The organism is Amycolatopsis sp. 505, from assembly GCF_031625235.1.
Taxonomy (GTDB): Bacteria; Actinomycetota; Actinomycetes; order Mycobacteriales; family Pseudonocardiaceae; genus Amycolatopsis.
Genome location: NZ_JACKQP010000001.1, coordinates 405665 through 421594, shown reverse-complemented (window position 1 = coordinate 421594; position 15930 = coordinate 405665). Strand labels below are relative to the sequence as shown.

Here is a 15930-nt window from a genome sequence, read left to right as displayed (position 1 = left end):
TCAGGGGGCCGTCGCGTGCACCACGAAGACGCTGCGGATGCGCTCGCCGTCGTCGGCGGTGAACGTCCGCGCTGAAGCGTCCACGAAGCCCGCCGACGAGGCCAGCGCCGCGGCGCCGGCCTCGTCGAGCGGGAACGACAGGTCGTCCGGCACGAACGCGGCGAACGGCCCCGACGGCTTGAACCGCGCCCCGGACACCACCGAGAACGCCAGCCGCCCGCCCGGCTTCAGCACGCGCAGCCAGTCCGCGAACGCCACCGCGCCCAGGAAGTGCAGCGAGGACGCGCACAGCACCACGTCGGCCGAGTGGCCGGGCGCCGGCATCGGCACCGCCGGTCCGACGCGCCACTCGATCCGCCCGTCCGGGTCCTGCGCGGGCGCCTTCGCCTCGGCCCGCGCGACCATGGCCGGCGACAGGTCGACAGCCAGCACGCGCGTGGGCTTCAGCTGCAACGCCGCGTACGCCGCGAAGCCGGTCCCCGTGGCGACGTCCAGCACGAGTTCCGGGCCGGACGGCAGCGGCTCGACCAGCGCGGCGGCCACCGAGGCGTGGAACGTGTCGTCGTCGTAGTGCTCGGCTGTACCGTCGAAAAACGCGGCCCGGGATTCGTCGCTCACGAACCCAACCTAGCCAGGCCCACCAGCGGTTTTCAGGCGGCGACGGCCGGCGAACCCGAGGTCCGCGCGGTGGTACCAGGCCAGCTCGCCGTCCCCTTCCAGCCAGCACAGGAGCACGTCGGTGCCGTCCAGCTCCGCCGGGAAGTCGACCAGCAGCGGCGCGAACCCCTTGAGCTCGGCGCCGGTGCGCTGGACCGTCGTCATCAGGTCGTCGAGGCGGGCCTGCGCGGCCTTCCACTCGGGCAGGCCGCCCAGCTCGGTGGCCCGGCCGCCCGGTCGCAGCGACGCCGCGAGCTCGGCGGCGTCGGCGCGGACGCGCACGAGTTCGTCGAGGACCGGGAGCAGGCGCGCCAGTTCGGCGCGGGCCTCGGCGACGGTGAACAGTCCCATCCGCCGATGATGCCACCGGCGTGGGTCAGCCTTCGCGCCGCCGCCGGACCAGGGCGTTGGCCAGTCCGCTGCCGACCAGCAGGAAGCCGACGCCGAGCAGGCCGCCGATGAAGAGGAAGTCCATGACGCCGTAGGCGATGTCGCTCTTCGGCATCAGGTTGACCAGCCGGAACCCCCATTCGGGCATGGCCATCGCGGCGACGCCGGGCAGCACGCCGTAGATCAGGCCGCCGAGGATCGGGCCGACCGCCGACAGGGCGCCGAGCGCGGCGACGACCAGCAGCAGGATCGCCCCGCCGGCCAGCAGCGCGATGCCGAGGGCGTCGCGGTTGGTGCTCAGCGTGGCCTGGATCAGCTGCTGCTGGCGCAGGCCGCCCCAGCTCAGCAGGCCGAGCGCGACCGGCGTCAGCACGAGGCCGCCGAGCGCGCTGACGACGTGCGCGGCACCGCGGCGCGGCCGCTCGTCGAGCACGTCACCGGGCTCACCGGAATCCTGGTAGTCGTTCTCGTAGTCGTCTTCGTAGCCGGCGTACCGATGGGTCGACATGGCCGTCACCTCCCGCATCAAGAATTCACGGGTGGCATCGTGCCCTGGTTCACGCCCGAAAAGCGATGGTCGCTCGGCAAGCGGTCGGATCGGGCCGTGCCCGGTGACCCGCGCCACAAAGCGCGGGTGGAGACTTGATGCCGACCACTACTTGAACCATCCAGGTGCGTCAAGCAGTACGCTTGTACCGCTACCGGCGAGACGTATCGAAGAACGCGAAGATCCGCGGAAGGAGCACCGCTGCTCATGGCCAAGATCAAGGTCCAGGGCACCGTCGTCGAACTCGACGGCGATGAGATGACCCGCATCATCTGGCAGTTCATCAAGGACAAGCTGATCCACCCGTACCTGGACGTGAACCTGGACTACTACGACCTGGGCATCGAGGAGCGGGACCGCACCGACGACCAGGTCACCATCGACTCCGCGAACGCCATCAAGAAGCACGGCGTCGGCGTCAAGTGCGCGACCATCACCCCGGACGAGGCGCGCGTCGAGGAGTTCGGCCTCAAGAAGATGTGGCTGTCCCCGAACGGGACGATCCGCAACATCCTCGGCGGCGTGATCTTCCGCGAGCCGATCGTCATCCAGAACATCCCGCGGCTGGTGCCGACCTGGACGAAGCCGATCATCATCGGCCGCCACGCCCACGGCGACCAGTACAAGGCGACCAACTTCAAGGTCCCCGGCCCCGGCACGCTGACCATCAGCTTCACCCCGGAGGACGGGTCGGAGCCGATGGAGTTCCAGGTCGCGAAGTTCCCCGAGGGCGGCGGCGTCGCCATGGGGATGTACAACTACCGCAAGTCGATCGAGGACTTCGCGCGCGCGTCGCTGCAGTACGGCCTCGACCGCGGCCTGCCGGTCTACATGTCGACCAAGAACACGATCCTCAAGGCCTACGACGGCATGTTCAAGGACGTGTTCCAGGAGATCTTCGACGCCGAGTTCAAGGCCGACTTCGACAGCAAGGGCATCTCCTACGAGCACCGCCTGATCGACGACATGGTCGCCGCGGCGATGAAGTGGGAGGGCGGCTACGTCTGGGCGTGCAAGAACTACGACGGTGACGTCCAGTCCGACACGGTCGCGCAGGGCTTCGGCTCGCTCGGCCTGATGACGTCGGTGCTGCGCACGCCGGACGGCCGGACCGTCGAGGCCGAGGCCGCGCACGGCACGGTCACCCGGCACTACCGCCAGCACCAGCAGGGCAAGCCGACGTCGACCAACCCGATCGCGTCGATCTACGCCTGGACCCGCGGCCTCGAGCACCGCGGCAAGCTGGACGGCAACCAGGAGCTGATCGGCTTCGCGAACAAGCTGGAGCAGGTCGTCGTCGAGACCGTCGAGAGCGGCCAGATGACGAAGGACCTCGCGCTGCTCATCAGCAAGGACCAGCCGTGGCAGACGACCGAGGAGTTCCTCGCGACGCTGGACGACAACCTGGCGAAGAAGATCGCCCAGGGCTGAGTTCGTGCTCTGAGGGCCCCTCCCCGGTTCGCCGGGGAGGGGCTTTCTCTTTGATCACACGGGGTGACGTCGCTGGCGCCTCCGGGTGGTTGCGTCGTCCGGCGCTGCCGTCGGGGTAAAGGATTGCCTACCCTTGGCGTGGGGACGGGCTCGCGGGTTGGAGGAAGGCATGTCGAAGAAGACTCTGCTCATCTTGGGCGCGCTCGTCCTGATCGTCATCGTGTACGTGAACTCGTCGGGCAAGCAGGCGTCGGGAGCGTCGGCCACCGGCTGCAAGGTGACGGTGACCGCGGACGTCCTCAACGCCCGCGAAGCGGCCGACGGCAACGCCAAGGTCGTCGGCAAGTACCTGCGTGACGCCCAGTTCGACGTCCTGCCGGGTGTGCAGGCCGGCTTCCGGAAGGTGGCCGACAACAAGTGGGTGGCCGCCGAGTTCACCCAGCCCGTCGCCGGCTCCGCCTGCTGAGGTTTCACAGGCCGATCAGGTCGGCCGCGAGCGTGACGACGCCAAAGGCCGCGGCTGACAGGCCGAGCGTCCGCGCGCGTTTCGGGTCCCGTTTCGCGGCGGCGCGCCAGTAGAGGCCGATCCCGACCGCCAGCATCAGCAGTTCGACGACGGCCGAGACGGCGGGCAGCCGCCAGAGCCCGAAGCCGAAAACGGGCAGATCACCGGCGTTGCCGGGCAGGATCGGCAGGTCGGCGCGGTGCACGACGAGGTCGAGCAGCCAGTGCGAGAAGACGACCCCGCCGAGCACGAGCCCGGCTTCGCGGCCGAGCCACTTGGCGGCGACGGCGCCGAAGAGCGCGGCGAGCAGGAGCGCGCCGACGAGCGAGTGCGTGTAGTCGGCGTGGATGACGCCGCCGCCGTAGCCTTCGCCGTCGATCGTCTCGACGCCGCTCAGGTAGAGCGGCACGAAGACGACGTCGAGCCAGGCGGTGGCGAGCATGAGCGTCCACACGGGAATGGCCGGACGGCCCGCCTTGACGGCGGCGGCCAGCCCGAAGTGCCCGGCGATCATCGGCGGGCCTCCGTCCAGGGGAAGCGCGTGTCGAGCACGCCGAGCCCGACGGTGAAGAGGAGGACGGCGAGGATGAAGGTCATCGTTTCTCCGGGTGGTTCGTCGCGTAGTCGGTGAGGCCCTGGACGAGCATCTTCTTGAGCACTTCGAAGCTCTCGCCGACGTCTTCGGGACGCCCGAAGCCACCGGAGGCTTCGAGGCTCGCGAAGCCGTGAACGGCGGCGCGGATGCATCGCGTGGCGTGGACGGATCGGGCGTGATCGAAGCCGAAGGGCCGCAGGACGGCGAAGACGACTTCGGCAACGGCATGGGTGGCGGCGCTGAGCTCCACGTCCCCCTGATCGGGGGCGGCGGTCAGGGCGTGGGTGCGGTGCGGGTGGGCTTGCAGGTAGTGCCGGTAGGCGTCGGCCAGGGCGGCAACGGCGTCCCCGCCCTCCCGCCCGGTGGCGGCGTTCTTGAGGGTTTCGGCCATTTCTTTGACGACCCGGAGGTCGATGAGCCGCCGAAGGTCGGCGAGGTTCTTGACGTGCTTGTAGAGCGAGGGCGCGGCAACCCCGGCACGGTCGGCGACCTTGGCCAGGGTGAGCTCGCCGGGCCCGCCTTCATCGACGAGGGCGATCGCCAGCTCGACCACGGCATCGGTGGTCAGGCCGGCTCTAGGCGACATGATGGCTACTTGGCATAGCTTTAAAGCTAATGACCGTAGCTTGGGCGGTCAAGGCCCGGTTTTTGTCGGTGGTGGGTGCTAGAACTGATCACGTCGAAAACCGCAGGTGGCGGCCGTTGGGGGCCGTTGGGGGCCGTTGGGAAGGAGGGGACGTCCGGGGGCGGGCGACAACTGAATCGCGGCATGGGCCGGGGTGTCCGCGGGGTCTCCAGGGGGAGTCTCGCGGGCCGAGTGGCGCAGGGGATCGAGCCTTGGGGACGTGCTCAGACGGGGGTCGGGGCACGAGGGACGATCGTCGGTGCCGGGGTGCCGGGGTGCCGGGGTGCCGGGGTGTCGGGGTGCCGGGGTGCCGGCTGGGCGGGCGAGCGCGGCGGTGGCTGGGTGAGGCGCTTAACCGGGCGCTACGGCCGGTCGGTCGGGCGAGGCGGTCAGCCGATCGCGAGGCGGCGGTCAGCCGGTCGCGGCAGCGGCTGGCCGGCGGCGGTCGGCCTGACGGGTGAGGCGGCGGTTGGCCGACCGGGCGTGGCGGTCGGCCGGGCGCGGCGGCGGCTGGCTGGGCGGGCGCGGCGGCTGGGTGAGGCGGCGGCTGGTCGGTCGGCGAGGCGGCGGTCAGCCGGTCGGGCGAGCCCGGTCGGTCGGCGAGGCGACGATCAATCAGCCGGGCCTGCACTCCATCAGGCGTCAGAGCGCGATGACAAGGTCCTCCTCCGCGACCACCACCTCGCCACGGAACTCGCCCCGCGCCTCCTCGGCTGCCGCGGCGCGGTCGGTGCCGGGCCAGAAGTGGGTGAGCATGAGCCTTCGCGCTCCGGCCTTCTCCGCCCAGTGGCCCGCCTCCGAGGCCGTCATCAGGTAGCGGGGCTCGCCCTCTGGCGGTGGGGTGCGGAGGGTGGCGTCGCAGATGAACAGGTCCGTATCGCGCCCGAGCTCGGCCAGCGCCGGCGACGGGCCCGTGTCACCCGTGTAGGCGACGGTCAGCCCGTCCGCAACCAAGCGCACCCCGAAATTCGGCTGGTGGTGCGGCAACGCGTACGACGTCAGCCGGAACGGCCCGACGTCGGCCGCCTCGCCGAGGTCGTGCACCTCGAAAAGCGCCATCGGATGCGGCCTGGGCTCCATCGCCTCGAGCCTCCGGATGGTCCCGGGCGTGCAGTGCAGCGGCAGCCGTGCCGAAGGCGCGTCGACCTGGACGGTGTAGTGCCACGCGCGCCCGAGTGCGCTCACGTCGGCGCAGTGGTCGGGGTGCTCGTGCGTCACGATCACCGCATCCGGCAACCCGCCGCGGCAGTGCGCGAACAGCCGCGGCGCGGTGCCGTACCCGAGGTCGAGGACGACGCGAAACCCGTTGTGCGACAACAGAAAACCGGCGCAAGCGCGTCCGGGCTCCGGCCACGCGCCACAACTGCCGAGCACAGTCAGATCACCCATGCGCGGCAGTCTGGCAGAACCGGCACAGCGCCTGCCGCCGGTCACCTCACCGGCCCCGCGGCCCGGACATTCCGCCGGGTAGCGTGCAGTCCGTGCTGACCGTCTCCACCGTGAACGTCAACGGCCTCCGCGCCGCCGCCAAGAAGGGCTTCATCGAGTGGCTCGCCGCCACCCAAGCCGACGTGGTCGCCTGCCAGGAGGTGCGGGCCGAAGCCAGTCAGTTGCCCGCCGCCGTCGTCGAACCCGAGGGGTGGTTCTCCGTGCACGCCCCCTCGGCCGCCAAGGGGCGCAACGGCGTTGCCGTCTACAGCCGCGTCGAGCCCGAAGAGGTGCGTGTCGGCTTCGGGGAGCCCGAATTCGAAGACAGCGGGCGGTACCTCGAGGTGCACCTGCCGAACGTCGTCGTCGCAAGCCTCTACCTGCCCAGCGGGGACGTCGGCACCGAACGCCAGGACGAGAAGGAACGCTTCATGGCCGCGTTCCTGCCCTACCTCGTCGAGCTCCGGGCGAAGGCCGCCGCCGGCGGACGGGAAGCCGTCGTGGTCGGGGACTGGAACATCGCCTACGACACCGTCGACCTCAAGAACTGGCGCGGCAACCGCAAGAACTCCGGCTTCCTGCCCGAAGAACGCGCCTGGCTCGGCCGCGTCTACACCGAGGCCGGCTTCACCGACGTCCAGCGCCGGCTCGATCCCGAAGGCCCCGGCCCGTACACCTGGTGGTCCTACCGCGGCCAGGCCTTCGACAACGACTCCGGCTGGCGCATCGACTGCCAGCTCGCGACGCCCGGCCTCGCCGGGAAGGTCGTCGACGTCGTGGTCGAGCGAGCGGCCGCCTACGACCAGCGCTGGTCCGACCACGCGCCCGTCACCGCGACCTACGACATCGACTTCCCCCGGTAGGACGCTCAGCAGGAGAGGTTGCCGCCCGTCGGGACGCCGAGGATCCCGGCGAACCGCGTGTACAGGTCGATCCGGCTCTGCACCTGGGCCGGGTTGCCGCCGTTGCACTCGATCGAACCGTTGATGCTGCGGATGGTCTCGCCGAAGCCGCGCCCGTTGACCATCGCGTCGTGCGGCGTCATCGTGCCGGGGCCGCTCTGGGTGTTCCAGTACCAGAGCCCGGTCTGCCACGCGACCGCCGCGTCCCGCTCGACCAGGTACGGGTTGCCGAGCAGGTCGATGCCGAGCGCGTCACCGGCCGCCTTGTAGTTGAAGTTCCAGCTCAGCTGGATCGGGCCGCGGCCGTAGTACGCCGCGGTGCCCGCCGGGCAGCCGTACGGCTGGCTGGTGTCGCAGTAGTGCGGGTAGTTCGCGGTGTTCTGCTCGACGACGTACACCAGCCCGCCGGTTTCGTGGCTGACGTTCGCGAGGAACGCGGCGGCTTCCTGCTTCTTCACCGTGTCGTCGCCGGTGTTCGCGAAACCGGGGTAGGCCGACAGCGCCGCGGTGAGGCCGCTGTAGGTGTAAAAGGTGTTGCGGCCCGGGAACATCTGCCCGAACTGCGCTTCGCTGACCACAAAGGACGCAGCGGAGGCGACCGGGGCCAGTGCGACGGCCGTGACGAGCGCGCTCATCGCCACTCCGGCGCGCTTCAGGAAGCGGGTGATCGCCATGCGGAACTCCTCTTGTCACGCCGTCCGGGCGCGGTCCGGACGGACTCGGCAACTACTCCAAGAGGTATAGACCAATCACTATCCGGTGAAAAGTTTTCCGAACAGGTGGACGCGATCGGAGCAGCGGGCACTGCGGCGAACGTCGCAGCGTGAGCGGATGCTGCGAAGAACGGGTGACCCTCGATCGGACACTGTCCGGTCATGCTCTACTTCAAGTAGTAGCGACTTCACCCACCCGGGTGGCGAAAGTGAACCCCGGGGGCGCCGGAAGCGTATTACGGAATGAGCGCTACCCTCGCTTCCGAGTTGATCAGAACCGGCAGGTCTTGACACGCTCGGTAGTTTTCTGACCAGTAGCACGCAACGTCTCACTCGGATGGGTGAGCGTTACTCGCGGGAGGCACTCCGGTGCGCAACCCAGGTCGAACCCTGTTGCGGTCCACCCTGCGCGGTTCCCGCGCGGCCGTGGTGGTCGCGCTCGTCCCGGCGGGCTTGCTCCTGGCCGGCGGCAGCGCGTTCGCCGCCGACACGACGACAGCGCAGGCCGACACCAACGTGGAGGCCTTCGGCGTGCTCGGCCCCGTCGGGCTGGTTGCGGTCGCGCTCGGCATCGTCGGCATGACGCTCGGTGTGCTGCGCCAGCGCCGCAAGACCCGGCTGGCCGAGGCCGCCCCCGCGGTGCCGGAGGTGCCCGACCCGGTCACGGCGATGGCCGAAGCCGTCCTCGGCGAGCCCGACGCGACGCCGACCCGCCCGTTCCTCACCCAGCGCCCGAACGCCTGAGGGCCCTCCGCGCCCGCCGCTCGTCCCGGCCTGGAAGAATCCTGACGTGTCCGAAGAGCAGACCGTCGCAGAGCGCCGCCCGCGGGTCCTGTCCGGGATCCAGCCGACCGCCGACTCGTTCCACCTCGGCAACTACCTCGGCGCGCTGCGCCAGTGGGTGAAGCTGCAGGACACGCACGAGACGTTCTACAGTGTCGTCGACCTGCACGCGATCACGGTGGAGCAGGACCCGAAGGTGCTGCGCCAGCGCACCCGCGTCTCGGCCGCGCAGCTGCTCGCCATCGGCATCGACCCGCAGCGCAGTGCCCTCTTCGTGCAGAGCCACGTCCCGGAGCACGCGCAGCTGAGCTGGGTGCTGGAGTGCCAGACCGGCTTCGGCGAGGCCGGCCGGATGACGCAGTTCAAGGACAAGTCGGCGAAGCAGGGCTCCGACCGCTCCAGCGTCGGCCTGTTCACCTACCCGGTCCTGCAGGCCGCGGACATCCTGCTCTACCAGGCCGACGCCGTCCCGGTCGGCGAGGACCAGCGCCAGCACCTGGAGCTGACGCGCGACCTCGCGCAGCGCTTCAACAACCGGCTGGGCAAGACGTTCGTGGTGCCGGAGCCGTACATCATCAAGGACACGGCCAAGATCTACGACCTGCAGGAACCGACGGCCAAGATGAGCAAGTCGGCGTCCAACGTCAACGGCATCATCGAGCTGCTCGAGGACCCGAAGCGCTCGGCGAAGAAGCTCCGCTCGGCGGTGACGGACACGGGCCGCGAGGTCAAGTTCGACGCGGAGAACAAGGCGGGCGTCTCGAACCTCCTGACGATCTACTCGGCCCTGACCGACCGGACGATCCCGGACCTCGAAGCGGCGTACGAGGGCAAGGGCTACGGCGACCTGAAGAAGGACCTCGGCGAGGTGTTCGTCGAGTGGGTGACCCCGATCCAGGAGCGCGCCAAGTCCTATTTGGACGATGTCGCGGAGCTGGACAAGGTCCTCGCCGCGGGCGCCGAACGAGCGCGCGAGGTGGCATCGAAGACGCTGGCCAAGACGTACCAGCGAATCGGGTTCCTGCCGCCGGTGCGGTGAAGCTGATCCTGCTCAACGGCCCGCCGGCCAGCGGCAAGTCGACGCTGGCCCGGCGCTACGCCGACCACCACCCGCCGGCGCTGGCCCTGGACGTGGACCGCATCCGGGCGATGCTCGGCGCCTGGCGATCAGCGCCGGGCGAGGCCGGCCGGCTCGCGCGGGAGATCGCCCTGGCGGCGGCGCGGACGCACCTCGGCGCGGGGCACGACGTGGTGGTGCCGCAGCTGGTGGCGCGGGCCGGGTTCCCGGAACGGCTCGAGGCGCTGGCGGCCGAGTGCGGGGCGACTTTCCACGAGGTCGTGTTGCTGCCGGGGCGGGAGGAGGTCCGCCGCCGCTTCGCCGCGCGTGGTTCGTCGGAGATCGAGTCGGCCGTGCCGCTGACCGAGCGGGAGCTGGATGAGGCTTACGAGGCGGTCGCCGCGTTCGCGGCACGTCGAGGGGCGCCGGTGCTCACCGCGGTGGACGCCTATCCCGCGCTGCTGACCTTGGTCACGTGATGTGGCGCTCGCCTTGACCCGCGGCGGGCGTGGATCACGAATCTCCCCCACGCCGGCCGCTCGCGTTGCGGGGTTCACCTTGCGTGGTTAGCGTTTCACGGTGGCGACTGAAGAAAAGGAAAAGCTCCTGCCGCGGTTGCGGCGGAAGTACCCGTGGCTCGATCACCTCATCCGGGCCAACGATGCCTTCACCGAGCGGTACGGCAACCACTACGCCGCCGCCATCACCTACTTCAGCGTGCTCTCCGTCATCCCGATCCTGATGGTCGCCTTCGCTGTTGTGGGGCTGGCCGTCAACAACGATCCGGACATCATCCGGCAGATCTCCGACGGCATCAAGAAGTCCGTGCCCGGGGGGCTGCAGACCCTCGTCACCGGGATCGTCGACGCCGCGCTCAAGTCCGGGAGCGGGATCGGGATCTTCGGTCTGCTCATCGCCCTCTACTCCGGCGTCGGGTGGATGTCGAACCTGCGGGACGCCCTCACCGCGCAGTGGGGCCAGGAAAAACAGCCGCAGCCGATCGTCAAGCAGACGCTCAAGGACCTCGTTGCGCTGATCGGGCTCGGGGTCGCCCTCATCGTCTCCTTCGCGCTGACCGCGATCGGCGGTGGTGTGGGGCAGTTCCTGCTCGAACTCGTCGGGCTCGAACACGCCACCTGGGCGATCGTCCTGCTCCGGGGCGCCACCATCGTCCTCGGGCTGGCCGCGAACACCCTCGTCTTCCTCTGGGTGATCGCCCGCCTGCCCCGGGAACGCGTCGCGCTGCGCAGCGCCGTGAAGGGCGCCGTGTTCGCCGCGGTCGGGTTCGTCGTGCTGCAGCAGGCCGCCACGATCTACCTGGCCAGCGTGACGAAGTCGCCGGCGTTCGCGCTGTTCGGGCCGGTCATCGGCCTGCTCGTGTTCGCCAACCTCGTCTCGCGCTTCCTCCTGCTCGTCACGGCCTGGACCGCGACGGCCAAGGAAAACGAACGCAAAGTCATCTCGCCCCCGCCGCCGGTTCGGCTCGAACAGAACGTCACCCTCCAGCGCGGGCCCGGCCTCGGCGCCGTCGCCGGGGCCTTCAGCGCCGGTGCGCTGCTCGCCTGGCTGGGTGGGCGCCGCAAGTCTTGACAGCCACGCGCCCAGTAAAGAAACTGAACCGGTAAGAAATCTGAACCGGAGGGTTTCGTGCTGCTGGACGCCGCCCGCGAGTGTGCCGACCTCGCCAAGACCCTCGCCCCGGTCACCGAGCGGCAGCGCGCCCTGCCGCCCGAACTGGTCGCGAAGCTGACCGACGCCCAGCTGTTCCGCACCGGCGTCCCCGGCTACCTCGGCGGCCCCGAAGCGCCGCCCGCCGTCAGCCTCGAAACCGCCGAGACGGTCGCCCGCGGGGACGCCTCCGCCGGCTGGCGCGTCTCGATCGCCGTGACCAGCAGCCTGCTCTCGGCCTACGCCCCGCGGAAGTGCGCCGAGGAGGTCTTCGGAGACCTGCGCACGGTCGCCGCCGGGGTCTGGGCGCCACGCGGGAGCGGCCGGAAGATCGACGGCGGTTACCTCGTCACCGGCCGATGGGCCTTCTGCAGCGGCATCCCGCACGCCGACTGGCTCTTCGCCGGGTTCGTCCACGAGAAGGCGCTCTACGTCGCCGCGTTGCCGAAGGCCGACATCGCGGTGCTCGACACCTGGCACACCAACGGCCTGCGCGGCACCGGCAGCCACGACTGCGTCGCCGACGACCTGTTCGTCCCGGATCACCGGGTCTTCTCGGTGCTGGCCGGTCCGCCGCCGGAAGCCGTTGCGCTGCACCGGTTCCCGCTCTTCGGGTTCTTCGCGCTGTCCGTCGCGGCCGCCGCGCTGGGCAACGCGCGCGGCGCCATCGACGACCTCGTCGAACTCGCCTCGACGCGCACCCCGCTCGGTTCCAGCCGGTCGCTGGCCGAGCGGTCGGCGACCCAAGCCGCCGTCGCGGAGGCCGAAGCGGCCCTGCGTGCCGCGCGGCTGCTCTTCTACACGAGCATCGACGACGCCTGGCAGGCCGCGCAGGGCCGCGAACCGGTCCCGGACGCGCTCAAGCTGGGCCTCCGGCTCGCTGCGACACACGTGACGCGTACCGCCGCGAAGGTCGCCGAGAGCATGTACGACCTCGGCGGCGGCGCGGCGATCTACGAGACTTCGCCGTTGCAACGCCGGTTCCGCGACGCGCACACCGCGACCGCCCACTTCCAGGTCAACCCGGCCAGCTACGAGCTCTCCGGCAAGCTCCTGCTGGGCGTCCCGGCCCGGACGGAACAGCTGTGACCGGCTTGGAGCACCGGTTCACGGCGGACTCGGTCGGCCGCGCGCTCGACCTGGTCGGCGAGCGGTGGAGCCTGCTCATCCTGCGGGAGGCGTTCTTCGGCGTGCGCCGCTACGGCGAGTTCGCGCGCAACCTGTCCATCCCACGCCCGACGTTGTCCGCGCGGCTGAAGACCCTCGTCGACGCCGGTGTGCTCGAGCGGGTCGACCCGGTGCCCGAATACGTGCTGACCGCCGCCGGGCGGGACCTCTTCGGTGCCGTCGTCACGCTCATGCAGTGGGGGGACCGGCACCTCGCCGGCCCCGAGGGACCACCGGTCCTGTTGCGGCACCACGACTGCGGGGAGATCGGCGGGACGTACGTCGCCTGCGGCCACTGCGGCGGCGCGATCGCCACCGATCGGGTGACGCCCGAGCCGGGGCCCGGTTTCCGCTAGCCCGCGGCCTTCTTGCGCTGGTGCCCGACCACGAACCCGCCGACGATGATCAGGAACACCACCAGCGTGATGATCCAGCCGGTGACGCCGAACGGGTCCTCCTTCGCCGCCGACGCGGCCGAGGACGTGCCGCTGTTGCCGGTGCCGCCGTCGGCGAGCACGGACGGATCTTCGCTCGACGGTGTCGCGGCCGGTGCCTGGTAGGTGATCTGGCCGACCGGCACGGCCCGGTCCTCCTCGAGCGCGAAGCCGTAGTCGAGCAGCTTCGCCGCCTGGTCGACCACCTTCGTCGGCTTCTGCTCGGCGCGCAGCATGACGACCGCGAGGCGCTTGCCCTTGCGCTGCGCCGCGCCCACGTAGGTGTGCCGGGCGTCGTCGGTGAAGCCGGTCTTGCCGCCGAGGAAGCCGGGGTAGACGCCGAGGAGCTTGTTGTCGTTGAAGATCGGGATGGCCGGTTTGCCGCCGGTCGCCGGGATCTCGAAGCTCTTCGTCGCGACGACCTTCGCGAACTCCGGCTGCTTCATCGCGTAGTGGAAGATCAGGCTGAGGTCGTAGGCCGAGGTCGACATGCCCGGCCCGTCCAGGCCCGAGGGCGTCGCGGCGCGCGTGTCGAGCGCGCCGACCTTCGCGGCCAGCGCGTTCATCTTCGCCACCGTGGCGTCGACCCCGCCGAGCACCGTGGCGAACGCGTGCGCGACGTCGTTGCCCGAGTGCATCAGCAGGCCGTGCAGCAGCTGGTCGACGGTGTACCGGCCGCCGGCGACGAGGCCGACGCAGGTGCACTCCTGCTCGGCGTCCTCCTTCGTCGCGACGATCGGCTGCTGCGGGTCCAGCTGGGTGACGACGACCAGCGCGAGCAGCGTCTTGATCAGCGACGCGGGCCGCTGCCGGGCGTGCGGGTCCTTCGCCGCGACCACGGCGCCGGTGTCGAGGTCCTGCACCACCCAGGACGCCGCGGTGTTGCCGTCCGGCGGGTTGAGCGCGCCGTCCGGGGTGATCAGGCCGCATTCGGCCATCCGGGGGCCGCCGACCGGGACCGCCGGCACCGCCAGCGGCGCCGGGGCCTGCTTGCCCGGCGCGGGCTTCTCCGACGTGTCGACCGGCGGCGGGGGTGCCTGGCGGTTCGCGCACTGACCCTGTTGCGGCGCCGCGGCCGCCAGCGCCGGCGAGCTCAGGGCCAGGAGGGCGGCGGCGAGCGTCGTCGTGAAGACCTTGAGCGACCGGGAAACAACGGAGTGCACCCACGCAATCTAGCGTCGCGACCGCCGCCGCATACTACGGGGCATGCGCATTTCACGCGGCACCTCGCTGTTCCTGCTGGCCTTCGGTGTGTGGTCGTGGATCATCTGGATCACCTTCGCCAAGAACCTGTGGGACAGCGACCGGGCCTGGACCCCCGACGGCTCGCCCACCGCCTACTTCGTGGTGCACGCCGTGCTGACCGTCGTTTCGTTCGTGCTCGGCACGATCATCGGCGTGCTCGGCTGGCGCGGCGTCCGGGCGACCGCGCGGGTCTCCTCCTGACTTTGGTCGGTGGCGCGGCTTCCGGGGCCGGTTTAGGTTGACGCCACAGACCCTGGAGGTGGAATGTCCCGTTTACGTCGAATGGCGGCCCCGCTTGCGCTGGCCGTCGGAGGCGGCCTGTTCGCGGTGGCCCCGGCTGCGGAGGCCGCGCCGGTTGCCTGCGACACGACGAGCACGCCGTACACCTACGTCGTGACGTACCAGCCGGGCACCCGCGCGTCGGCCGTCGACAAGGAGCTGGCGGCCAAGTGCGGCACGAAGGTCGCGTACTACGCGCCGATCGGCGTCGCGATCGCCAGCTCGCGCAATGCGGACTTCCAGCAGAAGATCGGCGTCTACCGGGCCTATTCGGGCGCCAAGGACGTGGCCTCCCAGGGCGCCGCGGCCTCGGCCCGTTCGCTGGGCGCGGTGCGCACGCTGGAGGACACCCGCTCGGTCGCCGCGGCCGGTGACCTGTCCGCGCAGCAGTGGGACATGAAGGCGATCCACGCGCCGGAAGCCAACAAGATCTACCAGGGCAGCCGCGCGGTGACGGTCGGCGTGCTCGACTCGGGCATCGAGGCAACGCACCCGGCGCTCAAGGCGGCCCTCGACGTTCGTTCGTCGGCGGGCTGCGTGACGGGCGCGCCGGACCTGACGCCGGCCTCGTGGCAGCCGACGACTTCGGACCACGGAACGCACGTGGCGGGCACGATCGCGGGCAAGGACCCGGCGGCGGGCTTCACGGGCATCGCCCCGGGCGTCCGGCTGGCCTCGGTGAAGGTGGTCAACGACGCGGGCTACATCTTCCCGGAGTCGGCGGTCTGCGGCTTCGTCTGGGCGGCGGAGCACGGCTTCGCGGTGACGAACAACAGCTACTACATCGACCCGGGGATGTTCTACTGCCCGAAGCAGCCGGGAGACGCGGCGGCGTTCGAGGCGATCCGCAGGGCGGTGGCGTACTCGACGCACCGAGGAGTGCTCAACGTGGCGGCGGCGGGCAACGACAGCTTGGACCTGACGAACCAGACCACGGACAAGAACCGCCCGCACCCGGTGGACGCGTCGTGCGCCATCCTCCCGGGCATGGCTGACGAAGTGGTGACGGTGTCCTCGGTCGGTTACGCGGGCACGAAGTCGGACTTCAGCAACTACGGCGAGATCGAGGTAACGGCCCCGGGCGGCGCGTTCGAGCAGTCACCGCCGGAAGGAGCGGGCCCGGCCTGCCCCCTGTCATCGGTGGTCGGCGGCCAGTACGGCTCGAAGTGCGGAACATCGATGGCATCCCCCCACGCGGCAGGGGTAGCGGCGCTCCTGGCATCGAAGTTCCGCGGAGCATCCCCGAGGTTCCTGACGCAGATCCTGGAGAGCGAAGCGGACGTGGTGAAGTGCGCATCGACGGAAGAGGCGTGCACAGGCCCGGCGAAGAACAATTCGTACTACGGCCACGGCTTGGTGAACGCCCTGGACGCAGTCCGCTGACGCAGAAATAGAGGAGCTGGGTGGTCATCCCGTCGCCTGAGGCCGTCAAATCACTTTGAGCCGGGCCCGCAACCCACAGCGCGGGGCTGGCTGACGACGCGGGCTTGCGGGCCCGGCTCAA

At 70.5% G+C, this 15930-nt stretch carries 19 protein-coding genes; 11 read left to right on the top strand and 8 right to left on the bottom strand.

Translation table 11 applies throughout. The features are described from left to right. Genes H5965_RS02110 through H5965_RS02100 form a run of 3 tightly spaced genes read right to left on the bottom strand, consistent with a single transcriptional unit; the run spans window position 1 to window position 1555 of the window. Complete coding sequence (locus H5965_RS02110) at window positions 1–618, bottom strand: class I SAM-dependent methyltransferase (RefSeq protein ID WP_310967490.1); 618 nt, start codon at window positions 616–618, stop codon at window positions 1–3. Window positions 619–627: 9 nt separating this feature from the next. Then, window positions 628–1008: a DUF2203 domain-containing protein gene (locus tag H5965_RS02105; RefSeq protein WP_310967488.1), complete on the bottom strand. Its 381-nt coding sequence runs from the start codon at window positions 1006–1008 to the stop codon at window positions 628–630. Window positions 1009–1033: 25 nt separating this feature from the next. Beyond that, window positions 1034–1555, bottom strand: coding sequence for a hypothetical protein (locus H5965_RS02100; RefSeq protein ID WP_310967487.1), 522 nt, complete (start codon window positions 1553–1555; stop codon window positions 1034–1036). Between the two features lie 246 nt (window positions 1556–1801). Here H5965_RS02100 and H5965_RS02095 point away from each other — a divergent pair, with 246 nt between their 5' ends. Then, window positions 1802–3025: an NADP-dependent isocitrate dehydrogenase gene (locus H5965_RS02095; RefSeq protein WP_310967486.1), complete on the top strand. Its 1224-nt coding sequence runs from the start codon at window positions 1802–1804 to the stop codon at window positions 3023–3025. A gap of 169 nt (window positions 3026–3194) precedes the next feature. Further along, entirely contained in the window at window positions 3195–3491 is a 297-nt protein-coding gene (locus tag H5965_RS02090; RefSeq protein ID WP_310967484.1) for an SH3 domain-containing protein, read from the top strand. A 4-nt stretch (window positions 3492–3495) separates the two neighbouring features. Here the strand turns inward: H5965_RS02090 and H5965_RS02085 are convergent, their stop codons facing one another. The 3 genes from H5965_RS02085 to H5965_RS02075 form a co-directional block, all read right to left on the bottom strand. Continuing rightward, window positions 3496–4044: a permease gene (locus H5965_RS02085; RefSeq protein ID WP_310967482.1), complete on the bottom strand. Its 549-nt coding sequence runs from the start codon at window positions 4042–4044 to the stop codon at window positions 3496–3498. A gap of 79 nt (window positions 4045–4123) precedes the next feature. Next, on the bottom strand, window positions 4124–4711 hold the full coding sequence (locus H5965_RS02080; protein WP_310967480.1) for a TetR/AcrR family transcriptional regulator: 588 nt from the start codon (window positions 4709–4711) through the stop codon (window positions 4124–4126). Window positions 4712–5392: 681 nt separating this feature from the next. Beyond that, on the bottom strand, window positions 5393–6139 hold the full coding sequence (locus H5965_RS02075) for an MBL fold metallo-hydrolase (protein ID WP_310967479.1): 747 nt from the start codon (window positions 6137–6139) through the stop codon (window positions 5393–5395). Window positions 6140–6222: 83 nt separating this feature from the next. On the opposite strand from H5965_RS02075, the gene H5965_RS02070 reads away from it, so the two are divergent. Continuing rightward, window positions 6223–7041, top strand: coding sequence for an exodeoxyribonuclease III (locus H5965_RS02070; protein ID WP_310967478.1), 819 nt, complete (start codon window positions 6223–6225; stop codon window positions 7039–7041). A 5-nt stretch (window positions 7042–7046) separates the two neighbouring features. Here H5965_RS02070 and H5965_RS02065 read toward each other — a convergent pair whose 3' ends face one another. Then, a complete protein-coding gene (locus H5965_RS02065) occupies window positions 7047–7715 on the bottom strand; it encodes a chitinase (RefSeq protein WP_396136871.1) in 669 nt (222 codons plus the stop codon). 471 nt (window positions 7716–8186) lie between these two features. Between H5965_RS02065 and H5965_RS02060 the strand changes: the two genes are divergently transcribed. From H5965_RS02060 to H5965_RS02035, 6 genes are all read left to right on the top strand, one after another. After that, entirely contained in the window at window positions 8187–8537 is a 351-nt protein-coding gene (locus H5965_RS02060; RefSeq protein ID WP_310967474.1) for a hypothetical protein, read from the top strand. Between the two features lie 46 nt (window positions 8538–8583). Then, window positions 8584–9615, top strand: coding sequence for a tryptophan--tRNA ligase (gene trpS / locus H5965_RS02055; protein WP_310967472.1), 1032 nt, complete (start codon window positions 8584–8586; stop codon window positions 9613–9615). Continuing rightward, the gene (locus H5965_RS02050) at window positions 9612–10112 is read left to right on the top strand and encodes an AAA family ATPase (protein WP_310967471.1); all 501 of its coding nucleotides are present in this window, start codon (window positions 9612–9614) and stop codon (window positions 10110–10112) included. Before trpS ends, H5965_RS02050 begins: the two co-directional genes overlap by 4 nt. A 100-nt stretch (window positions 10113–10212) precedes the next feature. After that, window positions 10213–11223 (top strand): inner membrane protein YhjD, encoded by a 1011-nt coding sequence (gene yhjD, locus H5965_RS02045; RefSeq protein ID WP_310967470.1) that lies wholly within the window; start codon window positions 10213–10215, stop codon window positions 11221–11223. A 57-nt stretch (window positions 11224–11280) separates the two neighbouring features. Continuing rightward, window positions 11281–12390, top strand: a complete 1110-nt coding sequence (locus H5965_RS02040; RefSeq protein WP_310967467.1) for an acyl-CoA dehydrogenase family protein — start codon at window positions 11281–11283, stop codon at window positions 12388–12390. Next, window positions 12387–12824, top strand: coding sequence for a helix-turn-helix domain-containing protein (locus tag H5965_RS02035; RefSeq protein ID WP_310967465.1), 438 nt, complete (start codon window positions 12387–12389; stop codon window positions 12822–12824). Before H5965_RS02040 ends, H5965_RS02035 begins: the two co-directional genes overlap by 4 nt. On the opposite strand, the gene H5965_RS02030 is transcribed toward H5965_RS02035, so the two are convergent. Beyond that, window positions 12821–14065: a D-alanyl-D-alanine carboxypeptidase family protein gene (locus H5965_RS02030; protein ID WP_310967464.1), complete on the bottom strand. Its 1245-nt coding sequence runs from the start codon at window positions 14063–14065 to the stop codon at window positions 12821–12823. The two genes, H5965_RS02035 and H5965_RS02030, sit on opposite strands and share 4 nt — an antisense overlap. A gap of 43 nt (window positions 14066–14108) precedes the next feature. On the opposite strand from H5965_RS02030, the gene H5965_RS02025 reads away from it, so the two are divergent. Together H5965_RS02025 and H5965_RS02020 are read left to right on the top strand one after the other, a co-directional pair. Further along, window positions 14109–14348, top strand: a complete 240-nt coding sequence (locus H5965_RS02025; RefSeq protein WP_310967462.1) for an SCO4848 family membrane protein — start codon at window positions 14109–14111, stop codon at window positions 14346–14348. Between the two features lie 63 nt (window positions 14349–14411). Continuing rightward, window positions 14412–15809: a S8 family peptidase gene (locus tag H5965_RS02020; RefSeq protein ID WP_396136853.1), complete on the top strand. Its 1398-nt coding sequence runs from the start codon at window positions 14412–14414 to the stop codon at window positions 15807–15809. Window positions 15810–15930 lie beyond the last annotated feature (121 nt).

Excerpts from the sequence above, each read along its gene's own strand:
- H5965_RS02105 (WP_310967488.1), bottom strand. The coding sequence starts at position 1,008 with ATGGGACTGTTCACCGTCGCCGAGGCCCGCGCCGAACTGGCGCGCCTG.
- H5965_RS02100 (WP_310967487.1), bottom strand. The coding sequence starts at position 1,555 with ATGTCGACCCATCGGTACGCCGGCTACGAAGACGACTACGAGAACGAC.
- H5965_RS02095 (WP_310967486.1), top strand. The coding sequence starts at position 1,802 with ATGGCCAAGATCAAGGTCCAGGGCACCGTCGTCGAACTCGACGGCGAT.
- H5965_RS02090 (WP_310967484.1), top strand. The coding sequence starts at position 3,195 with ATGTCGAAGAAGACTCTGCTCATCTTGGGCGCGCTCGTCCTGATCGTC.
- H5965_RS02085 (WP_310967482.1), bottom strand. The coding sequence starts at position 4,044 with ATGATCGCCGGGCACTTCGGGCTGGCCGCCGCCGTCAAGGCGGGCCGT.
- H5965_RS02080 (WP_310967480.1), bottom strand. The coding sequence starts at position 4,711 with ATGTCGCCTAGAGCCGGCCTGACCACCGATGCCGTGGTCGAGCTGGCG.
- H5965_RS02075 (WP_310967479.1), bottom strand. The coding sequence starts at position 6,139 with ATGGGTGATCTGACTGTGCTCGGCAGTTGTGGCGCGTGGCCGGAGCCC.
- H5965_RS02065 (WP_396136871.1), bottom strand. The coding sequence starts at position 7,715 with ATGAGCGCGCTCGTCACGGCCGTCGCACTGGCCCCGGTCGCCTCCGCT.
- H5965_RS02025 (WP_310967462.1), top strand. The coding sequence starts at position 14,109 with ATGCGCATTTCACGCGGCACCTCGCTGTTCCTGCTGGCCTTCGGTGTG.
- H5965_RS02020 (WP_396136853.1), top strand. The coding sequence starts at position 14,412 with ATGTCCCGTTTACGTCGAATGGCGGCCCCGCTTGCGCTGGCCGTCGGA.